Raw genomic sequence first — 17,903 nt, 5'->3', positions numbered from 1 at the left:
CTGAAGCGGCGCCGCTTTCAGGCACCGACTCGCGCACGCACCTGGTCACTTGCGTGAATCGTTGCCGTTGCGCGGTGCCAGCCGTGCCACGGCTCAGTGCGCCGAAACCTGCGCTTTTTCCTCGATCGATGGCTCGCCGGACGAACCGTCGCCGGCATGCTGGCGCACCGACCAGCTCACGCCTGCCACCAGCAGCAGAATCGCCGCCATTTCCAGCGGACGTGGCAGCCGCTGGTCGTAGATGAACGCGTAGAGCAGTGCAAACAGCGTTTCGAACACGATCAGCTGACCGGACAGCGTCAGCGGCAAGCGCTTTGACGCGGCATTCCACAGGCCATTGCCGAGCCACGAAGCGCCGATCGCGAGAGCCAGATTCAGCACCCAGAAGGTGTGCCAGCGGTTGTCCGCAAGCGTGCTTTGCAGGCTGCCGGACGGCAGCACGGCGACCACCAGCCACAGTGCCGCGCCGAGCGCGCCGGTCACCACACCCCATAGAACCGACCACTCGTTACCGCTGAAGTGCGTTTGACGCTGCAGGTAGCGTGCGTTTTCGACCGCGAACCACGTCCAGCAAGCCAGCGCGCCGACCGCGCAGGCGAGGCCGGCCAGCTTCGTGACGATGCTCACAGGCGTGCTGTCCGCCACGGTAAACACATCGACGTTGATGCAGGCGATGCCCGCCATCACCATCGTGAGCGGCCACGCGAGGCGTGCGAGCGGTACGGCGCCATGGTCCCGCCGGCCGAGCAGCGTCACCGTGACCGGCAACACGCCGACGATCAGCGATGCCGGCGCGATACCGATCATGTGGACGGCAGCCGTCAGCAGCAGGTAGTAGAGCAGGTTGCCGGCCAGCGCCAGCTTGACGAGCGCGCCGAGATCCTCGCGGGTCAGGCGTTTGACGAGCGAGCGCGCCATCGGCAGCGCGGCGGCCAGCGACACGATGCCGTACATCGTGTAGCGGCCCGCGCTCAGCAGCAGCGGAGAAAAATCGGGCAACACCCGCGGCACCAGAAACACCATGCCCCATAAGGCTCCGGCCATCACCCCATATGCCACACCGCGCCGCATCGACTGCCCCTGCAAAAAACTGGAATGGTGCGGAGAATAGCCGGTCGGCAGGCGGCGCGTCTTGTTTGATTCTGCATTCGGCCGTATTCAGTGGAGTTCATTGGCGTTTGGTGGCACTCGGTGGCGCATTTCGCCGGCTCGCTGTGGCGCGAGTGCCGGCAAATCCCGGCGCTCGCCCCGTCCGGCGGCCCGCTGCCTGCGAACGCGCAATCGAAACCCGATCGAACCCGAGCCGAACGTGGAAGCGAAATCGGCATATCCGAAGTCACGAAAAAAGCCCCGGAAATTCGCTAAGCTGCTGTTAGTGCAGTGAAAACCGGGGAGGTATCGCGTATAATTCGCTTTTGCGCCTATAGGATTTGCCATGCGTCTGATCCAAACAGCACTCACGTTCGATGACGTGCTCCTCGTCCCGGCCTACTCTGATGTTCTGCCGCGCGACACCAGCCTCAAGACCCGGCTGACCCGCAACATCTCCCTGAATATGCCGCTCGTGTCCGCCGCCATGGACACCGTCACCGAAGCCCGTCTCGCGATCGCGATGGCGCAAATGGGTGGCGTGGGCATCATCCACAAGAATCTCACGCCGGCCGAACAGGCGCGTGAAGTTGCCAAGGTCAAGCGCTTCGAATCGGGCGTCGTGCGCGATCCGATTACGGTGCCGCCGCAAATGAAGGTGCGCGACGTCATCGCGCTGTCGCAACAGCATGGCATTTCGGGCTTCCCGGTCGTCGAAGGCGCGCAACTGGTCGGCATCGTCACGAACCGCGACCTGCGTTTTGAAGAGCGTCTGGACGAGCCGGTACGCAACATCATGACGCCGCGCGAGCGCCTCGTCACCGTCAAGGTAGGCACGCCGCTCGCCGAGGCCAAGGCGCTGATGCACAGCCACCGCCTCGAGCGCGTGCTGGTGATCAACGACGCCTTCGAACTGCGCGGCCTGATGACCGTCAAGGACATCACCAAGCAAACCGAACACCCGGACGCCTGTAAAGACGAACACGGCAAGCTGCGCGCGGGCGCGGCGGTCGGTGTGGGCGAGGACAACGAAGAGCGCGTGGCGCTGCTGGTGCAGGCGGGCGTCGACGTGATCGTCGTCGATACCGCGCACGGCCACAGCAGGGGCGTGCTCGAGCGCGTCAAGTGGGTCAAGCAGAACTTCCCGCACGTCGAAGTGATCGGCGGCAACATCGCCACCGCCGCGGCGGCGAAGGCGCTGGTCGAGTACGGCGCGGACGGCGTGAAGGTCGGCATCGGCCCGGGCTCGATCTGCACGACGCGGATCGTCGCCGGCGTGGGCGTGCCGCAGGTTACCGCGATCGCCAACGTCTCGGAAGCGCTGAAGGGCACCGGCGTGCCGGTCATCGCCGACGGTGGCGTGCGCTTCTCGGGCGACGTCAGCAAGGCGCTGGCAGCGGGCGCGAATGCCGTAATGATGGGCAGCATGTTCGCCGGTACCGAAGAAGCGCCGGGCGACGTGTTCCTGTATCAAGGCCGCCAGTACAAGTCGTACCGTGGCATGGGTTCGGTCGGCGCGATGAAGGACGGCGCGGCGGACCGCTACTTCCAGGACAACTCCGCGAACATCGACAAGCTGGTGCCGGAAGGCATCGAAGGCCGTGTCGCCTACAAGGGCTCGGTCAACGCGATCCTGTTCCAGCTGATCGGCGGCGTGCGCGCCAGCATGGGCTACTGCGGTTGCCGCACGATCGCGGAGATGAACGACAAGGCCGAGTTCGTGCAGATCACGGGTGCGGGCTTGCGCGAGTCGCATGTACATGACGTGCAGATCACCAAGGAAGCGCCCAACTATCACGTGGACTAAACGCCAATGAAGCCATTGCTGCGCGCTGTACTCATCATCGATGCCTTGCTGTTGCTCGCGTTCGGCCTGCTGTTTCTGCTGACGCCGTGGACTTCGCTGTACAACGCGCTGCAACTGGTGCAAACCCAGCCGGCTCTGGCCGGCCAGGGGTTTGGCATTGCGCTGATCGGGCTGGCGTGGCTGGCGTTGCACGCTTCGATCGACGGTGCGCTGACGTCGGCGGTCGCCAAGGCCGTCGGGCATGTGAACTGGCTGACCGGCGTGCTGATGCTGGTCTGGCTGCTTGGCTTGCATACGCCTGCGCTGACCGGCTTCGGGCAGATCGTCGCGGTGCTGACCGGCGTGGTGCTGCTGGTGATCGGCCTGGGCGGAGTGCGTTTGTCAGGCGCGGTGCGGCGTCGCGAGAAGGGGCGCCTGACTGAGGCCGCTGCTGCCGGGCGCGCTGAACGGCAAGCCGCGAAGGTCTTGCCGGTGACGCGCCCCGTCAGTCCAGTTTCGGCGGCGCCGGTTCAGCAGGTAGCCGACGAACCCAGTCTGACGGCATCCGAACGAGTTGCGCGTAACGAAGCCCGCGACGATGCCCGCAACGCAGCCGCCGATACACCCGGCGCGCCCCGCCCGCCGTTTCATGGCTGACGCGCTGAGCGCCACACCGTCTGCCGAAGCTGCCGGAATCCGTTCGCGCGCGCCGCAAGTGAATGCCCGCGGCACCGGACGTCCCAGCGTGTTTCAACGTTGCGCTTCACACTCGATGGTCCTCCACGTGGACCGCTTTGAATTCAACGCCGCGCTTCGTGCGCGGCATCCCGTATCCGTTCACTTTTGACTCCGTCCGCTGCCATGCACGACAAGATCCTGATCCTCGACTTCGGTTCGCAAGTCACCCAATTGATTGCACGTCGCGTTCGCGAAGCCAACGTGTATTCTGAAATTCATCCGTACGACATCGACGCGTCGTTCATTCGCGACTTCGCGCCCAAGGGCGTGATCCTGTCCGGCGGTCCGAGTTCGGTCACCGAAACGGATACGCCGCGCGTACCGCAAGCTGTGTTCGAGCTCGGCGTGCCGGTGCTCGGCATCTGCTACGGCATGCAGGCGATGGCCGAGCAGCTCGGCGGCAAGGTCGATATCGGCCACCTGCGCGAGTTCGGTTATGCCGAAGTGCGCGCGCGCAACCACACGAGCCTGCTCGAAGGCATCAGCGATTTCACCACGCCGGAAGGTCACGGCATGCTGAAAGTGTGGATGAGCCACGGCGACAAAGTGCTGGAAATGCCGCCGGGCTTCGCGCTGATGGCGTCGACGGAATCGTGCCCGATCGCGGCGATGGCCGATGAAAAGCGCCATTTCTACGGCCTGCAATGGCACCCGGAAGTCACGCACACCGTGCAGGGCCGAGCGATGCTCGAGCGCTTCGTACTGCAGATTTGCGCCGCCAGGCCTGATTGGGAAATGGGCCATTACATCGACGAAGCGGTCGCGAAGATTCGCGAGCAGGTCGGCAATGAGCACGTCATTCTGGGCTTGTCGGGCGGCGTGGATTCGTCGGTGGCCGCGGCGCTGCTGCATCGCGCGATCGGCGATCAGCTCACCTGTGTGTTTGTCGATCACGGCCTCTTGCGTCTGAACGAAGCCGAGCAGGTCATGGCGACCTTCGCCGATCACCTCGGCGTGAAGGTGATTCACGTCGACGCGAGCGAAGCGTTCCTGTCGAAGCTGAAGGGCGTGACCGACCCGGAAGCGAAGCGCAAGATCATCGGCGCGGAATTCGTCGAAGTGTTCCAGACCGAAGCCGGCAAGCTCACCGACGCCAGGTGGCTGGCGCAAGGCACGATCTATCCGGACGTGATCGAATCGGCCGGCAAGGGCAAGAAGGCGACGCAGACGATCAAGAGCCACCACAACGTCGGCGGCCTGCCCGAGACGCTGAATCTCAAGCTGCTCGAGCCGCTGCGCGAACTGTTCAAGGACGAAGTGCGCGAACTCGGCGTGAAGCTCGGTTTGCCGCCGGCGATGGTGTATCGCCATCCGTTCCCGGGCCCGGGCCTGGGCGTGCGGATTCTCGGCGAAGTGCGCCGCGATTTCGCCGACCTGCTGCGTCGCGCGGATGCGATTTTCATCGAGACGCTGCGCACCTTCATCGACAAGGAAACCGGCAAGTCCTGGTACGATTTGACGAGCCAGGCGTTCGCCGTGTTTCTGCCGGTGAAGAGCGTCGGCGTGATGGGCGACGGCCGCACTTATGAGTACGTCGTTGCGCTGCGCGCCGTGCAGACGCTGGACTTCATGACCGCGCATTGGGCGCATCTGCCGCATGAATTGCTGGGGCATGTGTCGAACCGGATCATCAATGAGGTGCGGGGGATTAACCGGGTGGTGTACGACATCTCGGGGAAGCCGCCCGCGACGATTGAGTGGGAATAGGGGTAATTCTTTTTTAAATCAACGGGTTACGATGACCGACAAATAACGCTCGCCCAATTCTAAATTGGCTAGGGTGGTCGGTCAGTAACCTATTGAAAGATTTGGAGATTTTTACTCCATCTGGTCTTTTCTGGGTTCCGCGAGCGTAAGTAATAAGGATTGCTATTCATTGAAGGTGGTTTGCTCGCTCGTCGAGCGTCCCATGCTGCAGCAGAGCGAGCCCGCGTAATATACCTGCGGGCAGAAACCGGCCGCACGGCCGTTCACATGCATCGCCAGTCGGACGACCACGCGTCGGCTTTGCCCCGTAACCGGCCATCCGATTGTCAAAGACGAACGCTCCTTCATCGGCCTTATGGAAAGCATTCGCATAATGCCGACGATCCACCGGACGGCTCAGTACAGCGAGCGACGGTTGTACCTTAAGAGTCGTCGTTGCGGTTGGAGAAACCCTTATGGCGGCTCAGGGTTGATCGAGCGGGAAAGTGACCGCCCGAATAGCTTCTTCTCAACCGTTGACATTTCTTCAATGGTAGATATATTCTACCAACTCGAACGCCTGCGTCTCTGGCGACGCGCCAAGGGCATTCGGCTGGCAATCGCTTCGTTTGGGCATGGCCTGGGAGTCAGATTGCTTTTTGGTTCCTCACGCTTGGCGACGTGCATTATGGACTGCTTATTTATGAATGCGTTCGGCATTTTCAGTGTTCTCGATCGTAATCAAGTCGCAAGGGCTCAAAGCGGGCCAAGAGCTGTCCTCACCGAAATCTTTAGAACAGAAGGAGTTAGCCATGACTATTCAATTGCATAACCCTGCTGGAATCGCACCACCGTTCTCATGCTACAGCCATGGCGCGTCAGTGCCGGCTGACGCGCGCTGGCTGTATGTCTCGGGACAGGTTGGTGTTACGACCGATGGCATCGTTCCAGATGACCCCGTGAAGCAGATCGAACTGGCCTGGGACAATCTACTGGCGGTGCTGGCCGATGCCGGTATGGGCGTGACCGATCTGGTCAAGGTCGACGGCTTTATCACCCGGCCGGACCTCGTACCTCACTACCGGAAGGAGCGCGAGCGGCGAGTTGCCGGTCACGCCGCCGCTACCACCATGGTCATCGTCGCCGGTCTGGCGGAACCCAACCTGCTCGTGGAGATTCAGGCGGTCGCAGCCCGTTAGGCATCGCGCCCTGCGCGTCAGCGGCGTGTCGGGTACTTCTCGATGGAGGTGCCCGCTACTCAATCAGGCCGTCGCCGTGTCGTCGCGTGTCAGGCAGCAGCACCTTTCGCGTGATGTCCGCGCAACCATTCGAGCGCGAGCAGCAGGCCCGTCGAGAACAGAATCAGGATCGTCGCCAGCGCAGCGATGGTTGGGCTGATGTTCTCGCGGATGCCAGTGAACATCTGACGCGGCAGCGTCGTCTGGTCGGCGCCCGCGAGGAACAGCGTGACCACCACTTCGTCAAACGATGTCGCAAAGGCGAAAAGCGCACCCGACATCACACCAGGTGCGATCACCGGCAGCGTGACGCGGAAGAACGTCGCAACCGGATTCGCACCCAGCGACAGGCTCGCACGCACGAGGTTATGGTTGAAGCCCTGCAGTGTCGCCGCGACGGTCGTGACGACAAACGGGGCGCCGAGCGCCGCATGCGCGGCGATCAGGCCGGTATAGGTGTTCGCGAGTCCGAGCGGGGCGAAGAACAGGTACATGCCGACGCCGACCACGACGACCGGCACGATCATCGGCGAGAGCAGCGCAGCCATCAGCAGACCTTTGCCGCGGAAGTCGGCCTTAGTGAGGCCGATCGCAGCGAGCGTACCGAGCACGGTCGCGACGACGGTCGCCGACGGCGCGACGATAAAGCTGTTCTTCGCGGCCATCCGCCACTCGTCCGAACTGATCAGGTGCTCATACCAGCGCATCGAGAAGCCCGGAATCGGATAGACGAGAAATGTGCTCGACGAGAACGACAGCGGCACGATCGCGAGGACCGGCAGGATCAGATACAACAGCGTCAGCACGACGAGCACGCGCAGCACGACGTACCACGCCCGCTCGGCGAACGACATATGCGGCGCGAACAGCGGCCTGGCAAGTTTCATGGTCGGATTCTCCTTGTTTCGCGTAATCGTCGGCTCAACTGAGGCTGAGTTTTGAGCGCGTGAACCGGCTGTACACCGCGTATAGCACCAGCGTTGCCGCGAGCAGCAACCCGCCGAGCGCGCACGCCATGCCCCAGTTGATCGTATTGTTGGTGTAGTACGCGACGTAATAGCTGACCATCTGGTCGTCCGGGCCGCCGAGCAGTGCGGGGGTTATGTAGTAGCCGATCGAGAGAATGAACACGAGCAGCGCGCCGGCGGCGACGCCCGGATAGGTTTGCGGCACGTACACGCGCCAGAACGCCGCGAACGGATGACTGCCGAGCGATACGGCCGCGCGCTGGTAGGTCGGCGGAATCGACTTCATCACGCTGTAGAGTGGCAGGATCATGAATGGCAGCAGGATGTGCGTCATCGAGATGTACACGCCGACGCGGTTGAACAGCAGCGCCAGCGGTTGCGCGATCAGCCCGCTGCCGATCAGCGCCTTGTTGACGAGCCCGTCGTTTTGCAGCAGCACGATCCACGCCGCGACCCGCACGAGCACCGAGGTCCAGAAGGGAATCAGCACGAGGATCATCGCGAGATTCGCGCGGCGCTCGGACAGTCGCGAGACCCAGTACGCGAGCGGATAGCCGAGCAGCAGTGCGAACAGGGTGACCGCCATGCCGATCAGGAACGTGCGGCCGAAGATCGTGAGGTAGATCGACTGCTCGGGATCTGCGTGGACGATATGGTTGAAGCCGTCCTGCTTGTGGTCGAGCGCGGCGAGCAGATAGAACGGTGAGATCTGGCTGCCGTTTTTCGCGATCGCCTGCCAGTAGGTGGCGTCGCCCCAGCGCGCATCGAACTCGATCAGCTTCTCGCGCGTCTGCGCGGGCGTCAGCGGCTGGTCGCTGCTGCCCTTGAGCGGCATCGCGCGCACCGTTTTCGCCACGAATGAACGAAAGCCGGGAATTTCCAGGTTCAGACGCGACGCGAGCGTGCCCATTCCGTCGCTGCCGGCGAGCTTCGTCATGTCGGCTGCGAGCGCCGCGTAGGCAGCGTCGGGCGGTGGCGCGTGACGGTCCCAGCCCGACAACATCGCGACCGTGTTCGGCAGCGCCGTCGCGATCTCGGGGTTCTGCACCGCACGTGTGAGCAGTGCGCCAATCGGCACGACGAAGATGAGCAGGACGAAGATCGCGAGCGGCGCGATCAAGAGGCGCGCCATCGCCCGTTTGCGAGCCTCGGCGGAGCGGAGTTCTCGTTTGAGCGCGGCCGTCGACAGTGTCGACGAGGAGGGGGCGATCGTCATCGTATTCAACGTTTTTCTCCGGCCGGACGGCGATCCGGCGGAATGCCGCGCGACGCGATATGCGCCACGCGGCCGGTTGGGTCAGAAAAACATCCGCACGCTCACTTCGAGGCCCATGCGGCGAAGCGCTGCTCGAGTTCGTCGCCGTGATCGGTCCAGAAGCCAATGTTCTGCAGCGTCGCGTCTTTGGCGTTCGTCGGCGAGTTGGGCAGATTCGCGAGGGTCTTGGCGTCGAGCGACTTGAGCGCCACGACATCTGCCGGGCCATACGCGATATGCTGCGTGAACGCCACCTGCGGTTTTGGCGTGAGCGTGTACGCGATGTACTGCTCGGCGAGCGCCTTGTTCGGCGTGCCCTTCGGAATCACCCAGTAGTCGAGGTCGTATATGCTGCCGTTCCACATGACCTTCAGGTTCTGGCCTTCTCTTTGTGCGGCGTCGATGCGGCCGTTGAACGCGGTCGACATCACGACATCACCGGCGACGAGGAACTGCGGCGGCTGTGCACCCGCCTCCCACCACTGAATGTAGGGTTTCAGCTCGCCGAGCTTATTGAACGCGCGATCCTGGCCGGTCTTTGTGGCAAGGACCTTGTAGACGTCCTTCGGCGCAACGCCGTCGGCCATCAGCGCGAACTCGAGGTTGTAGCGCGCGCCTTTGCGCATCGCGCGTTTGCCGGGGAATTTCTTGACGTCCCAGAAATCGGCCCAGCTCGTCGGCGCCGTCTTGAGTTTATCGGCGTTATAGGCAAGCGCCATCGACCACACAACGAAGCCGACCCCGCAGGTCTGCGGCGCTTCAGGGACCAAATCCGACTTCTTCGCGATCTTCGACCAGTCGAGCTGTTCATACAAGCCCTCATCGCAGCCGCGGTTCAGCTCGCCCGACTCGACCTCGACGACGTCCCAGTTGACGTGCTTTGCCTCGACCATGGCCTTCACCCTGGCCTGCTCGCCGTTGTACTCGACGACAGTGACCTTGTTGCCGGTCGCTTTTTCAAACGGCTCATTGAATGCAATGTTCTGCACTTGCCCCCAGCTGCCCCCGAAGTTGACAACCGTCAGTCCCGCAGCGGATGCGGGCGCTCCGGACATCACCAGCGTGAGCGCGAGCACCGTGCAAGGCGCAGCAAGTTTTGCTCGAGTGATCATGGTTCCTTCTCCTCATGACGAAAACGAATCGTTGTGTCGGACTGGCCAGCGTAGAAATCGTGTAGACAGCTACGCAAAAACGCGCAGATGTTCAGGCGCGAATGCGAGTGTCACAGGCGCGCCGGGTGCAAATCGTTCAAGCGCACCGGTACCGATCGGTACCTTGACGAAACATTCGTCTTGCCCCTTGAACGCACAGCGCATCCGCACGTGGTCGCCGAAATAGATCAGGCTGCGCGCCTCTCCGGCCAGCGCGTTTGCCGCTGCGTCGTTCGCTCGATCGCTGCCGTACACCACGTTCATGCGCTCGGGGCGGATGCATGCGATGGCGGACGCGCCCGCCGCCGCGTTGCCGATATTGCGGCCGACGAGCCGCGTTCCGTCGTCGAGCTGGAAGTCGCAGAAATCGCCGTCCACTGACGCAATCGTGCCGCGCAAGCGGTTGCTGTCGCCGATGAAGTTCGCCACGAACTCGTTGCATGGCGACTCGTACATACGGTCGACGGTGTCGAGCTGTTGCACGACGCCCTTGTCGAACACCGCGACCCGGTCCGACATGGTGAGCGCCTCGTCCTGATCGTGCGTGACGTAGACGAACGTCAGGCCGAGTTCTGCGTGCAGGGACTTCAGTTCGTACTGCATGTGTTCGCGCAGTTGCTTGTCGAGCGCGCCAAGCGGCTCGTCCATGAGCACGAGCTTAGGTTTGGACACGAGTGCGCGCGCGAGCGCGATGCGCTGCTGCTGGCCACCCGACAGTTGTGCCGGATAGCGCTTCTCGAAACTCTCCATGCGTACCATCCTCAGGGCTTCGTTCACACGCGCGGCACGTTCGGTAGCAGGCACCTTGCGCACGCTGAGGGGATACGCCACGTTCTGTCCGACCGTCAGGTGCGGAAACAGCGCGTAGTTCTGAAACACCATGCCAATGTCCCGCTTGTGAGGTGGGACGTTGTTGAGCAGCTTGCTGTCGAGGTGGATCTCGCCACCGGTAGGAAATTCGAAGCCTGCAAGCATCATCAGACAGGTCGTCTTGCCGGAGCCTGAGGGTCCGAGCAAGGTGAGAAATTCCCCGCGGTAGATATCGAGATCGAGCGATTTGACGACGAGCGACTCGCCATCGTAAGTTTTCCTAACGCCTCGAAAGCTGACAATCACTTCTTGAGTCTTCGGCACAGCTGCCTCCGTTCAACGCGACAATTACCAACAGGATGCGGAGCGTAGCGGCAAGGTCAGCCCGCGTCTGCGAGCGCTCGCTCCGCAACCTCGTCCACGGCCTGCTTCACGATGCCAACGATCTCGTCTGCCTCGTCGTGGCTCATCACGAGCGGCGGTGCGAAGCCGAGGATGTCGCCGTGCGGCATGGCGCGCGCGATCAGACCTAGCTGCAGCGCGGCGGCGGCGACCCGCGGCCCGATCTTCAGGGCCGGGTCGAAGGGCTTGCGCGCCTCCTTGTCTGCCATGAATTCCAGGGCAGCCAGCATGCCCGTGCTGCGAACCTCGCCCACCAGCGGGTGTGAGCCGAACGCTTCACGCAGCTGTGCGCCGAAGTACGAGCCCACTTGCGCGGCGTTTTCCACCAGCTTTTCGCGCTCGATGATCGCGAGATTGGCGAGCGCCGCGGCCGCGCATACCGGGTGCCCGGAATAGGTCCAGCCATGTCCCATCGGTCCGTGCTCCTGCGAGCCCCGCGCAATCACGTCCCAGACCTTTTCGCCCACGATCACACCGGAGAGCGGCGCATAAGCGCTCGTGAGTCCCTTCGCAACGGTAATGAGGTCGGGCTGGATGCCAAAGTGCTGCGCACCCATCTTCGAGCCGAGCCGGCCGAAGCCGCACACGACTTCGTCGCAGATCAGCAGAATGTCGTGCTTTTTCAGCACCTGCTGGATCGCAGGCCAGTAGCCGGCTGGAGGCGGCACGATCCCGCCGGTGCCCATCACAGGCTCACCGATAAAGGCCGCGATTGTGTCGGCACCCTCAAGGGCAATCAGCTTTTCAAGTTCGTCCACACAATATGCGACGAATTCGGACTCGTTCATCCCGGCAGGTGCCTTTCGATACCAGTGCGGGCAGACCGTGTGCGTCACGCGTTCGAGTGGCAGGTCAAAATGCTGGTGAAAGCTGGGCAATCCGGTCAGGCTACCAGTCACGATTCCTGAGCCGTGGTAACCGCGTTCGCGCGAGATGATCTTCTTCTTGTTCGGGCGCCCCAGCACATTGTTGTAATACCAGACGATCTTCACCTGCGTCTCGTTCGCATCCGAGCCGGACATGCCGTAGTACACCTTCTTCATGCCAGGCGGCGCCCACTCCATGAGGCGCGAAGACAGTTCGATGATGACGTCCGACGAATGGCCGACGTAGGTGTGGTAATAGGCAAGCTGCTTTGCCTGCTCATACATGGCGTCGGCGACTTCGGTACGGCCATAGCCGATGTTCACGCAGTAAAGTCCCGCAAAGGCGTCGATGTACTGTCGGCCTTCATGATCTTCGATGCGGATGCCGCTGCCGCCGCGCACGATCTTGCCTGGCAGCGCGCCGCTCTGGTGATCGTGAGCGTGCGTGGACGGATGCATGAAATGCGCACGGTCCTGCTCGAACAGTGCGTCGATTGCTTGAGTCATGTCGTCTCCTGATTCGGGCTTGAGCCGTGGCCAAGGCGGCGAGGCGCTGGCCCGGATAACAACGGTTTTATTGCATTGCGCTGTGCGTTTCTTCAGAAACCGATCTAATCGTCTTACATGGTAGACACAATCTACTATGGAAGATACACTAGCAGACAGAAAGCGAGCCTTCAAGCGTTTTCAAAAAAGCGTGTGGCGATTGCGCTAGACTCTCGCCGACCCCTTACGAACAGTCATAGATGAACAGGCTTATGGAACTTCCACCTGAAGCGACAGGCGACCACGACGAGTTGAATCAGGAATTTGGGCGCCGCATGCGCGCGTTGCGGGAACGCGGCGAACTGACGCTCGAAGAACTGGCGACGAGGTCCGGCGTAAGCCGGGCGATGCTTTCGAAGGTCGAGCGAGGCGAAAAGAGTCCGACCATCGGAGTCGCAAAACGAATCGCGCATGCCCTCGAGACGACGCTGAGCTTTCTTACCGGCGGCGTCGAGGACCGGCAAGCCGTAGTGGTAGTTCGCCGCGAACAGCGGCATATTTTCCGGGACAGCGAAACCGGCTTCGAGCGCCACATTCTTTCTCCGACCATGGTTGGCAGCCAGGTTGAGTTGCTCCAGCACTGGCTGCCGGCTGGCGTGTCGACCGGCATGATGCCGGCCTACCGAACCGGAACAGAAAAGCACGTGACCGTGGCAGAAGGGGAGTTGATCGTTTCGCTGCCGGACCAGGAAATCCGCTTGTCGGAAGGCGACACCCTGTTCTTCGAGGCCAGGGTCGAGCATGCTTTCAGCAATCGCTCAAGAAAGCATTGCTCCTACTACCTGGTCATTTCCCGGCGAGACGATAAGTAAGCCGGGCAAGCTGTGGCCGCCAGACAGGGTGGTCGTTGACATTCTTCTATCGTAGATATATTCTACTTATATACTTCGGCGAACGCGCCGGGAATCAGCCTCGCGGCGGCTCGTTCCTGCGATCGCCCAGGTCGCGCCATCTCTTCATTCCGCTTCAGGAATTTTCATAAGGAGTACAAATTGAAAAACGCAAACCCGAATCTTGAAGTAGGGGAACTCGGCCTGAAGTTGGCTAATCTCCGCGTGGATGGTGCCCTCGCCCTCGGCGCGGAGTTCGACGGCCGGATCGTGAATATCACGCAGGCTGGCGCCAACTTCGAAATACCTGCGCCGGAGGATATGGACGATTTGCTTCATAGCGGTCGTGCTGCCGACGTATCGGCTATCGTCAGCCGCCTTCGGGAGGACGGCGGAATCGAATCGGTTGAGGTACGTGAGGCTGCTTTCGCCCCTCTTGTCACGCGGCCGCGGAAGATCATCTGCGTGGGGTTCAACTACCAGGCGCATGCGGCGGAGACGGGAACGCCCATTCCCAAGGCGCCGCCAATCTTCAGCAAGTTTGCGAACGCACTCAATCACCATGACGGCGACATTGAACTGCCTACTATGGTAGACAAGGAATTCGACTACGAGACGGAACTCGTGATCGTTTTCGGGCGGAAATGCAAGAACGTGTCGAAGGAGAATGCGCTATCCGTTGTTGCGGGCTACGCGGTCGGCAATGACTTCAGCGCCAGAGGTTTGCAGAACATCACGACGCAATTCACGGCGGGGAAGATGTCGGATGGTTTTGCGCCATTGGGTCCCTGGCTCGTTACCCGCGATCGCGTGCCTGAGCCGAACAACCTGAGGCTACAAACCTGGGTGAACGGCGAAAGCAGGCAGGACTGCAATACCAGCGAAATGATCTTCGACTGCCGCGAGATCATCCGCTACGTGGCCGGCATTATGACGATCGAGCCGGGCGACATCCTTTTTACTGGGACGCCGCCGGGTGTGATCTGGGGGCAAAAGGTGCCGCGTGACGAGCGTCAATGGCTTAAAGCGGGCGACAAAGTGGTGTCCGCGATCGAAGGGCTCGGTGAGCTCGCCATTCATCTTCGCTGAGAACGGGGGCAGCCATGAGCCATGACGCGACAATCGAGCGACTCTACGTTCTCGACGCCGGCATAGCGCAGGTCGACGATGCCTCGATTTACTCTCCCGGATTCAATGTCGGCAAACCGATGACGTTGAGCTGCAACGCGTATCTCATCCGCCATCGCGGACAATGGATGCTATGGGACACCGGCACCCAGGACGATCTGATCGGCGAGCCGGAAGGCCGGATCATCGCCCACGGTATCCGCGGAACGATCAGTAAGACGATCGCGTCGCAACTTCAGGAAATCGGGGTTGAGCCTGATGAAATCGGTACGCTGGCGCTTTCGCATGCGCATTACGACCATGTGGGCAATTGCCGGCTGTTCGCGAAGGCCGAGTGGATCGTGCAGAAGGCTGAATACGAGGCCATGTTTGGACCGGATCCTGACGCGTTCGGATTCAGGCCTGAACTGTACGGCACGCTGCGTAACAACAGGCTCAGGTTGATCGAGGGTGACTACGACGTTTATGGAGATGGCGCCGTCCGTATCATTTTCACGCCCGGCCATACCCCTGGCCATTGCTCGCTGTTGCTGAATCTTCCCGAGGCCGGGCGAGTCGTGTTGAGTGGCGATATTGCTCACAATCGGCGCAACTTCCAATGCAGATGTGTTCCTTCTTTCAATGTCGACGCACTGCAGTCAATTGCGTCGATGAACAGGGTCCAGGAGCTTTTGGAGGCTGAAGGTGCGACGTTGTTCGTCAATCACGACGTTGCCCAGAATGCAACTTTGCCTCATGCGCCTGACTGGCTCGCTTGATAACGGTGTGTGTGTGGGTGAGCGGCTGCGTCTTTATAGTGAAGGTTCGCGGCCGCGCGGTGCAATGTTCAACGCGGTGCAATGTTCAATTACGCGAATCGCATCGGAACGGGAGTGAGGGTGTCGGCTGGATTGTGGTTGAAATCAATGACGTACGATGATCGTGAAGTGACTCTGCTGCGATATGGTGAACCTGAGCGTCAATGCAGACATCGAGCCGGTCGTGTTCGCAAGAAAGGTTGTCGCAACGATCATCTCCGACCAGTACGGAGAGTATGGTGCCCTGGTTCCGGCTATTGCATCCGTTCAACCTCGGGCGCCTGCTTACGTCCATGAGCTGAAGGCGTTGCTCCAGCGATTGCAGGAGCAACCACACGGAGGGATAGACGGCTCGTACGCTGAGCATGGCCGCGTCTTGCAACGAGGCTTGCGTGAACTGGATTCTCCGAGTCGTGTAGTGCAGCCAGCGTCAGCTGTGCGCTTTGCAGGACGGCCACTCGACCGGGCAGCGCATATTGACACGAGTCAAAACACACCGCAAGGCGGTCAGATTGAGGACGCAGCGGTCGCTCTGCCGCGCAGCCAGTTCATCGCGGTGAAGAGTAATGTCGCGAACACGATCAGCACCGTCGCCACTGCAAGGATCGATGGATCGATCTGGTCGCGGATGCCGCTCCACATCTGACGCGGCACCGTGCGCTGCTCAGGGCCGCCGATGAACAGGATGACGATCACCTCGTCGAACGACGTGGCGAACGCGAACACGCTGCCCGTCGCCACAGCCGGCGCGATCAACGGCAGCGTGACGCGGCGGAAGGTCGTCCACGGTCGTGCGCCAAGACCGGCGGCGGCGCGCAGCAGGTTCTGGTCGAACGACAGCAGCGACGCGGTCACCGTGACCACGACGAACGGCGTGCCAAGCGCCGCATGCGCGAGCACCACGCCCGGATACGAGTTAACGAGCCCGAGGGGCGAGAAGATGAGATAGAAGCCGGCCGCAACCACGACGATGGGAACGATCATCGGCGAAATCAGCAGCGGCATCACGATCGCGCGAAACGGGAACACCGAACGGCTCAGCCCGAGCGCGGCGAGCGTCCCAAGGCTGGTCGCGATCAGTGTCGCGACCGCGCCGATGCCGATGCTGTTCGCGAATGCGCGCTGCCAATCGTGCGAGCCGAACGCCTGCGCGTACCACCGCAGCGAAACGCCGTCCATCGGATAGGAAAAGAACGAGCCCGAGTTGAACGACAGCGGCACGATTGCGAGGATCGGTGCGACGAGAAACAGGAAGATCAACGCGCAATGCACCCGCAGTCCCGCGCCTGCGATACGCTCGGACAGCATTCGGTGACGTTGGGGTTGCATGCTGGTCTCCCCGCTAGCCGAATCGCAGCCGATCGATACCGACCAGCCGGTTGAAGACGAAATAGAACACGGCGGTGAAGATCACGAGATAGCACGACAGCGCGCCCGCGAGTCCCCAGTTGAGTTGCTCGTTCGTCTGCGATGCGATTAGCTGGCTGATCATCTCGTCCCCTGCGCCGCCGAGTAGCGCAGGTGTGATGTAGTAGCCGAGCGCGAGCACGAAGACGAGAAAGCTGCCCGCGCCGACACCCGGTAGCGTCTGCGGAACATAGACCCGGACGAACGCCGTTATCGGATGCGCGCCCAACGACTGCGCGGCGCGCACGTACATCGGCGACACGCCCTTCATCACCGAGTAAATCGCGAGGATCATGTACGGCAGCAGGATGTGCGTCATGCCGATCAGCACGCCGGTGCGGTTAAAGATCAGCGGCACTGGATGATGAACGATGCCGAAGCGCATCAAGGCGGTGTTGATAACGCCGCCCGGCTGCAGCAGCACGTACCACGCGGTCGTGCGCACCAGCAGCGAAGTCCAGAACGGCACGATCACGAACAGCATGAGCCGGTTGCCCTGTTTCGGCGGCAGCGTTGCGAGCAGATACGCGACCGGGTAGCCGAGCAGCAGGCACAACAGCGTGACGGTCGCGCTGATCTGGATGGTGCGCACGAAGGCGGCGCGATAGACGGCGCTGTCCGCGGGCAACGACGTGACGGAGCCGTCCGCCGAAACCTGCGCATCGATCGCGTTGAGCAGGTAGTCGGGCGTCGGCGACGTGGCGGCGCGCTTCAGCAACCGCCATGTTTCGGTATTGCCCCAGCGCGGGTCCATAGCGATCAGTGCAGGCTTCCATGCGTCAGGCGTTTGCGAGCGCGACTCGCGCGCCGTTTTCATCAACAGGCTGCGGAATTCCGGCTGATAGAAATTCATCCGGCGTGCGACGTTGCCGAGTTCGCCGGCTTCGGCCGAATGGCGCAAACCTTGCGCGAGCGCGGCAAATGCCGGCTCGCCGGGTACGCTGCTGCCATCCCACGCCCGCAGCGTTAGCGTCAGTTGCGGCATGCTGCCGCGCACTTCGGGATTCTGCACGCTGCGCGCAAGCAGGCTGGCGATTGGCGCGATGAATGTGGCGAGCAGGAACACGAGCAGCGGCAACGCCAGCAGTAGCGCCTGCACGGCCGCCTTGCGACGCGCCCGCCGCCAGGCGTGACGATCGCCGCCGCGGTTGCTGGCGCCGATCGACGCCGTGGGTTGCAGTGACGTGTTCATCGTCGCGCCCATTC

Annotated in this window: 16 protein-coding genes; 8 read left to right on the top strand and 8 right to left on the bottom strand. The window is 62.0% G+C overall.

The annotated features are described in order from the left end of the window. Window positions 1–93: 93 nt before the first annotated feature. Window positions 94–1,071 carry a DMT family transporter gene (locus SB772_RS00300; RefSeq protein WP_410831280.1) on the bottom strand — a complete coding sequence of 326 codons (978 nt, stop codon included), beginning with the start codon at window positions 1,069–1,071 and terminating at the stop codon, window positions 94–96. Between the two features lie 364 nt (window positions 1,072–1,435). On the opposite strand from SB772_RS00300, the gene guaB reads away from it, so the two are divergent. The 5 genes from guaB (at window position 1,436) to SB772_RS00275 (ending at window position 6,498) form a co-directional block, all read left to right on the top strand. Next, on the top strand, window positions 1,436–2,896 hold the full coding sequence (gene guaB / locus SB772_RS00295; RefSeq protein ID WP_410831278.1) for an IMP dehydrogenase: 1,461 nt from the start codon (window positions 1,436–1,438) through the stop codon (window positions 2,894–2,896). A gap of 6 nt (window positions 2,897–2,902) precedes the next feature. After that, window positions 2,903–3,532 carry a hypothetical protein gene (locus tag SB772_RS00290; protein WP_410831276.1) on the top strand — a complete coding sequence of 210 codons (630 nt, stop codon included), beginning with the start codon at window positions 2,903–2,905 and terminating at the stop codon, window positions 3,530–3,532. A gap of 204 nt (window positions 3,533–3,736) precedes the next feature. Then, window positions 3,737–5,320 carry a glutamine-hydrolyzing GMP synthase gene (guaA, locus tag SB772_RS00285; RefSeq protein ID WP_410831274.1) on the top strand — a complete coding sequence of 528 codons (1,584 nt, stop codon included), beginning with the start codon at window positions 3,737–3,739 and terminating at the stop codon, window positions 5,318–5,320. A 469-nt stretch (window positions 5,321–5,789) separates the two neighbouring features. Then, the gene (locus SB772_RS00280) at window positions 5,790–6,131 is read left to right on the top strand and encodes a hypothetical protein (RefSeq protein ID WP_410831272.1); all 342 of its coding nucleotides are present in this window, start codon (window positions 5,790–5,792) and stop codon (window positions 6,129–6,131) included. After that, a complete protein-coding gene (locus tag SB772_RS00275) occupies window positions 6,112–6,498 on the top strand; it encodes a RidA family protein (protein WP_166618308.1) in 387 nt (128 codons plus the stop codon). The genes SB772_RS00280 and SB772_RS00275 overlap by 20 nt, the downstream gene beginning before the upstream one ends. A gap of 89 nt (window positions 6,499–6,587) precedes the next feature. Here the strand turns inward: SB772_RS00275 and SB772_RS00270 are convergent, their stop codons facing one another. The 5 genes from SB772_RS00270 to SB772_RS00250 all read right to left on the bottom strand — a co-directional run bounded on the left by SB772_RS00270 (window position 6,588) and on the right by SB772_RS00250 (window position 12,496). Next, window positions 6,588–7,424, bottom strand: coding sequence for an ABC transporter permease (locus SB772_RS00270; protein WP_410831270.1), 837 nt, complete (start codon window positions 7,422–7,424; stop codon window positions 6,588–6,590). 34 nt (window positions 7,425–7,458) lie between these two features. Beyond that, entirely contained in the window at window positions 7,459–8,721 is a 1,263-nt protein-coding gene (locus tag SB772_RS00265; RefSeq protein WP_410831802.1) for an ABC transporter permease, read from the bottom strand. A gap of 101 nt (window positions 8,722–8,822) precedes the next feature. Beyond that, window positions 8,823–9,872, bottom strand: coding sequence for an ABC transporter substrate-binding protein (locus tag SB772_RS00260; protein ID WP_410831268.1), 1,050 nt, complete (start codon window positions 9,870–9,872; stop codon window positions 8,823–8,825). Between the two features lie 69 nt (window positions 9,873–9,941). After that, the gene (locus SB772_RS00255) at window positions 9,942–11,045 is read right to left on the bottom strand and encodes an ABC transporter ATP-binding protein (protein ID WP_410831266.1); all 1,104 of its coding nucleotides are present in this window, start codon (window positions 11,043–11,045) and stop codon (window positions 9,942–9,944) included. Between the two features lie 56 nt (window positions 11,046–11,101). Next, the gene (locus SB772_RS00250; RefSeq protein WP_410831264.1) at window positions 11,102–12,496 is read right to left on the bottom strand and encodes an aspartate aminotransferase family protein; all 1,395 of its coding nucleotides are present in this window, start codon (window positions 12,494–12,496) and stop codon (window positions 11,102–11,104) included. Between the two features lie 239 nt (window positions 12,497–12,735). Between SB772_RS00250 and SB772_RS00245 the strand changes: the two genes are divergently transcribed. From SB772_RS00245 to SB772_RS00235, 3 genes are all read left to right on the top strand, one after another. After that, on the top strand, window positions 12,736–13,347 hold the full coding sequence (locus SB772_RS00245) for a helix-turn-helix domain-containing protein (RefSeq protein ID WP_410831262.1): 612 nt from the start codon (window positions 12,736–12,738) through the stop codon (window positions 13,345–13,347). A 180-nt stretch (window positions 13,348–13,527) separates the two neighbouring features. Beyond that, complete coding sequence (locus SB772_RS00240) at window positions 13,528–14,454, top strand: fumarylacetoacetate hydrolase family protein (protein WP_410831260.1); 927 nt, start codon at window positions 13,528–13,530, stop codon at window positions 14,452–14,454. 14 nt (window positions 14,455–14,468) lie between these two features. Next, on the top strand, window positions 14,469–15,251 hold the full coding sequence (locus SB772_RS00235) for an N-acyl homoserine lactonase family protein (RefSeq protein WP_410831258.1): 783 nt from the start codon (window positions 14,469–14,471) through the stop codon (window positions 15,249–15,251). Window positions 15,252–15,797: 546 nt separating this feature from the next. Here the strand turns inward: SB772_RS00235 and SB772_RS00230 are convergent. Both SB772_RS00230 and SB772_RS00225 read right to left on the bottom strand, forming a co-directional pair. Beyond that, on the bottom strand, window positions 15,798–16,619 hold the full coding sequence (locus SB772_RS00230; RefSeq protein ID WP_410831256.1) for an ABC transporter permease: 822 nt from the start codon (window positions 16,617–16,619) through the stop codon (window positions 15,798–15,800). A 13-nt stretch (window positions 16,620–16,632) separates the two neighbouring features. Next, window positions 16,633–17,889, bottom strand: coding sequence for an ABC transporter permease (locus SB772_RS00225; RefSeq protein WP_410831254.1), 1,257 nt, complete (start codon window positions 17,887–17,889; stop codon window positions 16,633–16,635). Window positions 17,890–17,903 lie beyond the last annotated feature (14 nt).

Source organism: Paraburkholderia sp. SIMBA_030 (assembly GCF_046535245.1).
Taxonomy (GTDB): domain Bacteria; phylum Pseudomonadota; class Gammaproteobacteria; order Burkholderiales; family Burkholderiaceae; genus Paraburkholderia.
This window is presented reverse-complemented; position numbering and strand designations above follow the sequence as displayed.